Genomic DNA, 869 nt, shown 5'->3' with positions numbered 1-869 from the left:
CGGGCTGCTCGGGCTGCTCGGCGGCTACTCGGCGGCTTCTGCCGAGCCGCCGCCCGCCTCCGGCGCGGCCCCGGCGGCCGTGCCGTCCACGTCCTGACCGGCGTCGGCGTCCCCCGGCGCCGGTTCGGCGACCGAGACCTGCGCCGGCCGCAGCACGCGGCCGGCGTGCCGGTAGCCGGCCCGGAAGACGTCCACGCAGGTCGGCCTGGTCACCTCGGCCGAGTAGGTGTGCATGAGCGCATCGTGGACGAGCGGGTCGAACTCGTCCCCGCGGGAGCCGAAGCGCTCGAGCCCGGCGGCCTCAAGGGCGGCTTCCAACGACTCCGCCACCGCCTTGAACGGGCCTTCCAGATCGCCGTGGTCGCGGGCGCGGCCGATGTCGTCGAGGGTCGGCAGCAGCGCCAGGAGCAGCCTGCCGGCCGCCTGCTCGGCCAGGGCCTGCCGGTCACGCTCGACACGGCGCCGGTAGTTGTCGAACTCGGCCTTGAGACGTTGCAGGTCACCGGTGCGCTCGGCGACCTGCTGGCGCAGCGACGCCACCAGCTCGGCCTCACCGGCCGGTGCGGCGCCGGGCGCCGGCCCCCCCGCCGAGGACGTGAAGGCGCCCTCGGCGGTGGCGGCGGCCTGCGTCCGCGCGGCCGCCTCCACCCGGACCTGCCCGCTCTGTGGGTCTATGCGGCGCTTGTCCCGGACGACCACTGGCTCGTCCGGGGTGGAAGCGCCATGCGTCCAGTCGTTGGGGGCCGAGGTCACTTCTTGTCCTCCTCGTCCACTATCTCGGCGTCCACCACGTCGTCGTCCGCGCTCGCTCCGGGCGTGCCGCCGGGGCTGCCGGCCGAGCCCTGCGCGGCGTCCGCGTAGAGCGACTG

General features: G+C 75.8%; 1 protein-coding gene. It reads right to left on the bottom strand.

Annotated elements, in window-relative coordinates; genetic code table 11:
• Positions 1–24 precede the first annotated feature (24 nt).
• Positions 25–753 carry a nucleotide exchange factor GrpE gene (grpE, locus tag NBW84_RS13405; protein ID WP_250285034.1) on the bottom strand — a complete coding sequence of 243 codons (729 nt, stop codon included), beginning with the start codon at positions 751–753 and terminating at the stop codon, positions 25–27.
• Positions 754–869 lie beyond the last annotated feature (116 nt).

The organism is Protofrankia sp. CiP1_Cm_nod2 (genome assembly GCF_920664355.1).
Lineage (GTDB): Bacteria > Actinomycetota > Actinomycetes > Frankiales > Frankiaceae > Protofrankia.
Note: the sequence above shows the minus strand (reverse complement) of the source record. Positions and strands in the feature narration are given on the sequence as shown.